This window comes from Terrisporobacter petrolearius, from assembly GCF_020748185.1.
Classification (GTDB): Bacteria; Bacillota; Clostridia; order Peptostreptococcales; family Peptostreptococcaceae; genus Terrisporobacter; species Terrisporobacter petrolearius.
On sequence record NZ_JAHZMO010000011.1, the window covers coordinates 113,421 to 120,673 of the forward strand.

Sequence of the window (7,253 nt, forward strand, 5' to 3'; positions counted from 1 at the left end):
ATATAAGCTTTCAAATTTTTATTCTTCATATATTTTACTTTTTTATTATTAACTTTTACATGTTTAGAATATTCCCCTTTTACATAATATAGATATAACTAACTTTATTAATTACCATGACATCTTAAGGAGGTAATTTCATGGAAAATGAGTTTAAACCTGACAACAAAAAAAATGTACTACGATTAGCACTATTTATTGGTGAACTTATGCTTACAAATGGTGCAGAAACATATCGTGTAGAAGATACTATAATTAGAATATGTAAATCTAGAAACTATAATCATGTAAATGTATTTACCTCTCCAACTGCTATAATTATATCTGATTATAGATTTGATGGATATTCATTTATGAGAACAATAAAGTCTAGATCTATAGATTTAAATAAAATTTCCATGTTAAATAATTTTTCAAGAAAATACGTTACTAACACTGAGCTGACTGTACAAGATGCTATGAAAGAGTTAAAAGAAATTATAAATACTACATCTTATACCTCATGGATTTTAAGTTTTTCTACTGGAATAGGTTCTGCTTTCTTTGCAACTCTATTACAAGGAAACAATATCCCTACTTTTATTTCAACTTTCATTACATCTATATTGGCAGTCATGATTTATAAAAAAACTATGAAAGTAAGTACTATACCTGCCTTTTCTTCTCTAATATCCTCAACTTTTATAGCTTTTGTTGGAGTTGTTTTGTCTCAAATAAACATTCTCCCTACACCTGCTTTGTTGATAGTCGGCTCTATTATGCCTCTACTTCCAGGAGTGTCTTTTATAAAAGGAATTAGAGATTTGATTGCTGGTGACCTGATTTCTGGAGTTGCTCGTGCTTTTGATGCTGGCGTTACAGCTGTAAGTATAGCATGTGGTGTTGGTATTATTTTAGATATTTGGCTTAGATTAGGAGGAAGTTTATAATGACAGATATGCCCTTATATTTGCATTTTATCTATTCATTTTTTGCTACTGTTGGTTTTGCTATTTTTCTAAATGCTCCTAAATCTACACTTATATCTAGCGGATTTGTGGGTGGACTTGGATGGTCTGTATTTTATTATTTGGTTAAATTAAGTGGAAATGACATATTAGCAAACTTTATAGCTGCTTTGCTAGTTTCTTATTTTAGTGAGATTTTAGCCAGAAAATTAAGACAGCCAGCAATAATTTTTATAATACCTGGCATTATTCCTTTAGTTCCAGGACTTGGAATGTATAATACTATGCTTTATTTAGTTCAACATGATTATAACAATGCAATTTCAAAAGGAGCTGATGTTTTATTTGTTGGTGGTGCCATTTCTTTGGGAATTTTAGTTGTAACATCTCTAGTTAAAACCCTACATATGTTATCTATAAAAAAAGCCGCTAAATAGCAGCTTTTTTTATTTTACAGGCAAAATTATTATGAATTTTGTACCTTTATTTTTTTCACTTTCCACTTTTATTCTACCCTCATGTAAATCAATTATATGTTTTGTAATTGTAAGTCCCAGTCCACTTCCACCTTTATTCTCACCATGTTCATCTACAATTTGATTAAACCTATCAAAGATTATATTATGATATTTTTCTTCTATCCCAATTCCTGTATCCTCCACAGTAATTTTAACAAAATCTTTTAAATCTTCTATATTAACTCTTATACTTCCACCTTTTGGTGTGAATTTTTGAGCATTACTTACTAAATTCACTATACATCTTTCTATATCATATTTATCACAGTTAATTATTTTTTCTTCAACCTCAGTATCAAATATTAGATCTATACCACTAGACTCTATACTTTCTTTTAAACTTAAAGTTGCTTCTTCCACAATATAAACTATATTCTTTTTTTCTTTATTAAGCTTGTATTTTCCATTTTCAATTTTAGATGTATCTATAATGTTATTTATTAAATTTAGTAATCTATCTGTATTACTTTTCATAATATCCATATAACTTTCTAGTTTGTCTTTTGTTAACTCTTTGTCTGAGTTACAAATGCTTCTTATTAATTGTTCAATCGAATTTATTACATTTAGAGGTGTTCTGAGTTCATGGGATAGATTTATAAAATAATTATTTTTACTTCTTTCAGCTTGTATAACTTTTTCATATAAAATCTTATTTTTTTCCATCTCATCATTTAACTGACTTGTTTTTTTGTTTACTAATTTATCAAGTTTTTTCATTTTATTTCTATTGCTATACAATAAAAACATAATGATGATAATGTATAAAATAATTGCTATATTACTTTCCCAAATAGGAGGCTTTATTGTAAAACTAACACTATTTTCTTTACTCATTTCACCACTATTGTTTCTGCATTTTATTCTAAATTTATATTTCCCAGGCTTTAAGTCTCCAAATATGGCTTCATTATTTTTTACAAGAACCCAATCATCATTAGCCCCCTCTAACTTATAATAATATTGAATGTTATTATTTTTTCTATAATCTGTAAGAAAATATTTAATTCTTATAAAGTTTTCATTATATTTAAAAACTTTACCATCTATATTTGTATAGTCTTTACCTTCCACTTCAAAACTGTCAAAATTTACTCGTCCTTCATAGTCCGTTTGTAAAACTTCCTTTGGATCAAAAATATTTAATCCTTCAATTCCAACAAATACAAAATTTCCATTTTTACATTTATACGCAGAATTTCCATTGAATTCATTACTTTGGAGACCATCTGTACTTCTTAGGTTCGTAAATCTATTATTATTAATATCAAACTTTGAAATACCATTATTAGTACTCATCCAAAGATTTTTATCTTCATCTACTAATATTTGATACACTATGTTATTTGCTAAACCATCCCTCTCTGTATAAGCTTTGAATGTTTTTTTATCCTTGTTAAATTTTAATAGTCCATCATTAGTTCCTATCCAAAGATTATTATTCTCATCTTCTACTATATTTCTTATGGTATTTACAACGGCTTCTTCACCATCTTCTTTTTTATAGTTATTAAATGTTTCTATTGTATTTTTTCTTGGATCAAGTTTAATAAGACCTCCTGATGTATATCCCCCAATCCAAAATACACCCTTCTTATCTTCGTAAATTTCTTGGATATATGGATCTTGTATCCCTGCTTTTATTAATTTGTCTGTCACTCCAAAAATTTCTTCAGATTCTATATTCAAAATATTAAGTCCTTTTGGTGTTCCTATCCATAAATTATTTTTGCTATCTATAAATAAAGACTTAATATTATTATCTATTAATCCAGCCTCTGTAGTGTACTTTTCAATAGTTTTATTTACTTTATCTATTTTGTTTACACCATTTCTAGTTCCTACCCAAATAACATTACCTTTTCCTTTAATAACACTAATGGCGTTTGTACTTAAATCATATTTAGTATTTCCTTCATAAATATGTATAATATTATCGTTTTTTCTATCAATTACGTTTAAACCATTATCCCTAGTACCTATCCACAATAATCCTTCATCATCTTCATAAACTCCCATTACAACATTGTTGCTTAGTGAGTTTTCATCTGTGGGGTCGTTTTTGTATATTTGTATCTTATTTCTTGAATCAAATATGCTTACACCTGTGTATGTTCCTGCCCAAATTAATCCACTATCATCTTCCATAAGTGTAAATACAATATTATTAGCTAAAGTACTACTATCATAGTCCTTATTCTTATAAGTAACAAATGTATCTCCTTCTATATGTTTACTTATCCCTTTTTCAGTTGCTATCCATATGTTTCCACTACTATCATATAATATTTTCCTTATGGAATTAGACTGCAATTTATTAGTATTATTTTCATCCATATTAAAAGATTTAACTTTATTATTTTTTAAGTCTATCTTTTTTAGACCTTGCTCGGAAGTTCCAACCCATAAGTTATTATTATTATCAAAAACTATAGATGATATCTTTCCCCACTGGGTAGTTTTTATATTTCCAATAGTGTACTGGGACACTTTATTTGTTTTAGCATCTATTTTATTTATTCCTTGACCAGTACCTATCCATAAATTATCTTGTGAGTCCTTATTTATAGCGTAAATATTTTTATCACTAATATTATCCTTTAAGCCTAAAATTTTATCAAAGTTACCTCCTTTTTCGTTATAAAGATACACTCCATCATTATTACCCATATAAACATTGCCTTTATCATCTACATAAATTGTCAAAATCGCATAATAAGGCTTGTCTTTATCATTTTTATAATATCTATAATTTTTTATAGAGTAATCAGATAAATTTATTTTACTCAAACCTTCATCTGTTCCTACCCACAGATTTCCATTTTTATCTTCTCCAAGAGCTGTTATATAACTACTTATAATACTACTTTTAATATCCTTATCATACTTAAAAACTTTTATATCTGCTCCATTGTATCTGTTTAATCCATCATTGGTACCTATCCATATATATCCCTTACTGTCCTGAATTATGGTTTCTGCTGAAGCTTGAGATAACCCATTTTCTATTGTTATATTTTCAAAATTCATCATTTTAGATGCATATATATCTTTAGGCAATATACATATTAAAGTTATTAAAAGAGTTAATGTATATTTTAATTTATTCACTATAAGTCTCCTTTATTGTCTAGCTGGTATAATAAGTATAATGTACAAGACAAATTTTTTTAATAGTATTTTTATTATTATTTATTAAAACCATACATTATACTCCATACTTATTGTACCTTTTTTATTAATATAATAACAATAAATCAAAAAAATTACATGTTCAATTTTTTTTATACGTCATCAATCAAAATATTTTATTCATAATAAAAAAACTGCTTTAAAAAATTAAAGCAGTTTTTTAATCTATTCTAAATTATCAGCTAATCTTTGTAAAAAATCTTGAGCATTTGATATCATTGTTCTAACACTTAAGCTTCCTCTATCTTTTAACTTGTTAACAGCAAATTCTGAAGTATCTACTGTATAGAAGTATGTTGGTCTTACTTCATCATTAATAACTCTAAATGATGGTGTCATATTTCCTGTAGCAATTGTGTGTAATTGAGTTGCCATACAAATTACAGTTGTAGCTTTTCTTACTTGATTTCTCATTTGCTCTTGAGCTTCATACACATCTGCTATTACTATAGGAAGTGGACCATCATCTCTTATAGACCCTCCAAGTACGATAGGTACATTGTTTTTTACACAAGAGTAAATTAATCCTGATGTTATATTTTCGCCCTCTATAAGTTTTTCTATAGAACCATATTTTCTTGCTTTATTTAATAAATCTAGGTGATGATAATGACCATCTTTTATAGAACATTGAGTATATATATCTTGTCCTAATGCTGTATTATATACTCCTGCTTCTAAATCATGAGTTGCAACTGCATTTCCACCTAAGAAAGCATCTACATACCCATTATTTATTAATTTTGTTAATGAATCTCTAGCTCCCTTAGAAAACACTGCTGCTGGTCCCATTACCCAAACTACATATCCATTTTCTTTTTCATGTTTTAGAAGTTCAATTAATTGGTCGTAGTCCATAGTTTGTGAAGTTTCTCTTGATCTACTTCCTCTAAATGCAAAAGCTTCTTCTTCAGCTTTTTCTTCTTCGAATCCTGTTGTGTGTAAATATATTCCCTCACTACCGTTTTCACTTCTTCCAACGATAATTTTATCTCCAACTTTTAAATGTCTAAACTCTACTACCTCTATTTCTTTATCATCCCTTAGTCTAGCAACACAATCCATTCTTGATTCTTTAGCTAGTTTCCATTCACCCTCAATTTTAAAGTACTCTGGAAAAATAGACATTGCATGGTAGTTATCAGGTGCAACTTTATCTTTTTCTACTAATACATATTTTGCATCTGGAGCATTTTCAAATTTCTCTTGTTGAAAATTTGGATGAATATATTTCGGCATTTCAAAATTCATAATGTCTTCCCCCTGTCTAAATATTGATTATACTGACAAAGTAATTATAACACGAAAAAAAAAATATTATGAGTTATCTTTATTTTAAGCTTTTTTAATTTTTTTATATATATTAAACCATTATATATAAATCACTTTAATTATCATCATTAATTTCTTCCATTTCATGTATTTCATTTATTCTATCAATTATGGAGCTAATGTGATAGTTATAAACAGTACTTGTATTATCTTTTATTTCAATACCTTTTGGTAAAGTATCATATATACTTTTAGATTTAATATAGTTTTCCTTATTTAGATAACATTTATCCTTCATTTGCTCTAAAACTTGAAGATGTAAGTAAATCTGTTTACACCTTTTTATAGTATTGTTTATTTCTTTATTCTCAATGTCTTCATTACTGTACTCTAATTCTTCTAAAAAATTTTTGTACAATCCTTCTAATCTTGTAATTTCATTTTTTAAAGATGAAATATCAGCGTGTTCACCTTTTTCTATTTCGCTCTTTAGTAGCTTAATTGATGTTTCCTCGATTATTCTAATTTCTTTATATATGCTTTCTAAGTAATTAGGTCTATATATAAAATAATTTACAGCTACTCCTACAATTACTCCTATAGATGTATCTAAAGTTCTAGATAAAGAATATACTATTGGACTTGCATCACCTATATTTAATTGAATTGCACAGTATACAACACAAGCAATAGTTATAGATTTATTTATTTTTAAAATATTACAAATATAAATAGTTGTGATTATTCCTAAACAAGATATTATTGGGTCACCTGGATGAATAAGTACAAATAGAAATCCTATTAAACCACCAATAAAAGTTCCTTTTAATCTATTTAAACCTACTGTTAACGAGCTTTTTACAGTTGTTTGCATGGAAACTATACAAGCTATTGCTGCATAAAAAGTACTATCTATTACATTCATTTTCCCAATTAGTACACATATCATAACTCCTATACCTGTTTTTATATTTCTCATTCCTGGTTTTTGTAATTTCAAAATGTCTCACTCCTATCTTCTTCTTCTTATAATACCATAAAAAAAGAACCAAATAAATTAGTATAATCCCCTTATAGTAGACACATAAAAAAAGGCATCGTATAATGATGCTAAATGTAACTACAATAAGGGAGGGTTCTATGTCTAAAAAATATAATAAATATAATAAAGAAGTAAAATTGAAAGCTGTAGATATGTATATAAATCAAGGTATGAGTGCAGTTAGTGTTGCTCGTTCTTTAGATATAAAAGATAAAACTCAGGTTCAAAGATGGGTTAAATTGTATAATGCCAAGGGTGAAACTGCCTTTGATGAAGAAACTA

At 27.3% G+C, this 7,253-nt stretch carries 6 protein-coding genes; 3 read left to right on the forward strand and 3 right to left on the reverse strand.

Annotated features, from left to right (window positions below; all coding sequences use genetic code 11):
* The first annotated feature begins 140 nt into the window (after positions 1-140).
* Together K0040_RS09060 and K0040_RS09065 are read left to right on the forward strand one after the other, a co-directional pair.
* Entirely contained in the window at positions 141-929 is a 789-nt protein-coding gene (locus tag K0040_RS09060; RefSeq protein ID WP_228108573.1) for a threonine/serine exporter family protein, read from the forward strand.
* Positions 929-1,384, forward strand: coding sequence for a threonine/serine exporter family protein (locus tag K0040_RS09065; RefSeq protein WP_228108574.1), 456 nt, complete (start codon positions 929-931; stop codon positions 1,382-1,384). The genes K0040_RS09060 and K0040_RS09065 overlap by 1 nt, the downstream gene beginning before the upstream one ends.
* 9 nt (positions 1,385-1,393) lie before the next feature.
* Here the strand turns inward: K0040_RS09065 and K0040_RS09070 are convergent, their stop codons facing one another.
* The 3 genes from K0040_RS09070 to K0040_RS09080 all read right to left on the reverse strand — a co-directional run bounded on the left by K0040_RS09070 (position 1,394) and on the right by K0040_RS09080 (position 6,929).
* Positions 1,394-4,576 carry a ligand-binding sensor domain-containing protein gene (locus K0040_RS09070; protein ID WP_228108575.1) on the reverse strand — a complete coding sequence of 1,061 codons (3,183 nt, stop codon included), beginning with the start codon at positions 4,574-4,576 and terminating at the stop codon, positions 1,394-1,396.
* Between the two features lie 246 nt (positions 4,577-4,822).
* Positions 4,823-5,908, reverse strand: a complete 1,086-nt coding sequence (locus tag K0040_RS09075) for a putative NPN-dependent ornithine cyclodeaminase (protein ID WP_228108576.1) — start codon at positions 5,906-5,908, stop codon at positions 4,823-4,825.
* A 136-nt stretch (positions 5,909-6,044) separates the two neighbouring features.
* A complete protein-coding gene (locus tag K0040_RS09080) occupies positions 6,045-6,929 on the reverse strand; it encodes an FUSC family protein (RefSeq protein WP_228108577.1) in 885 nt (294 codons plus the stop codon).
* Positions 6,930-7,069: 140 nt separating this feature from the next.
* On the opposite strand from K0040_RS09080, the gene K0040_RS09085 reads away from it, so the two are divergent.
* Positions 7,070-7,253 (forward strand): transposase (locus tag K0040_RS09085; protein ID WP_228108578.1); only part of this gene is annotated, 184 nt, incomplete at its 3' end.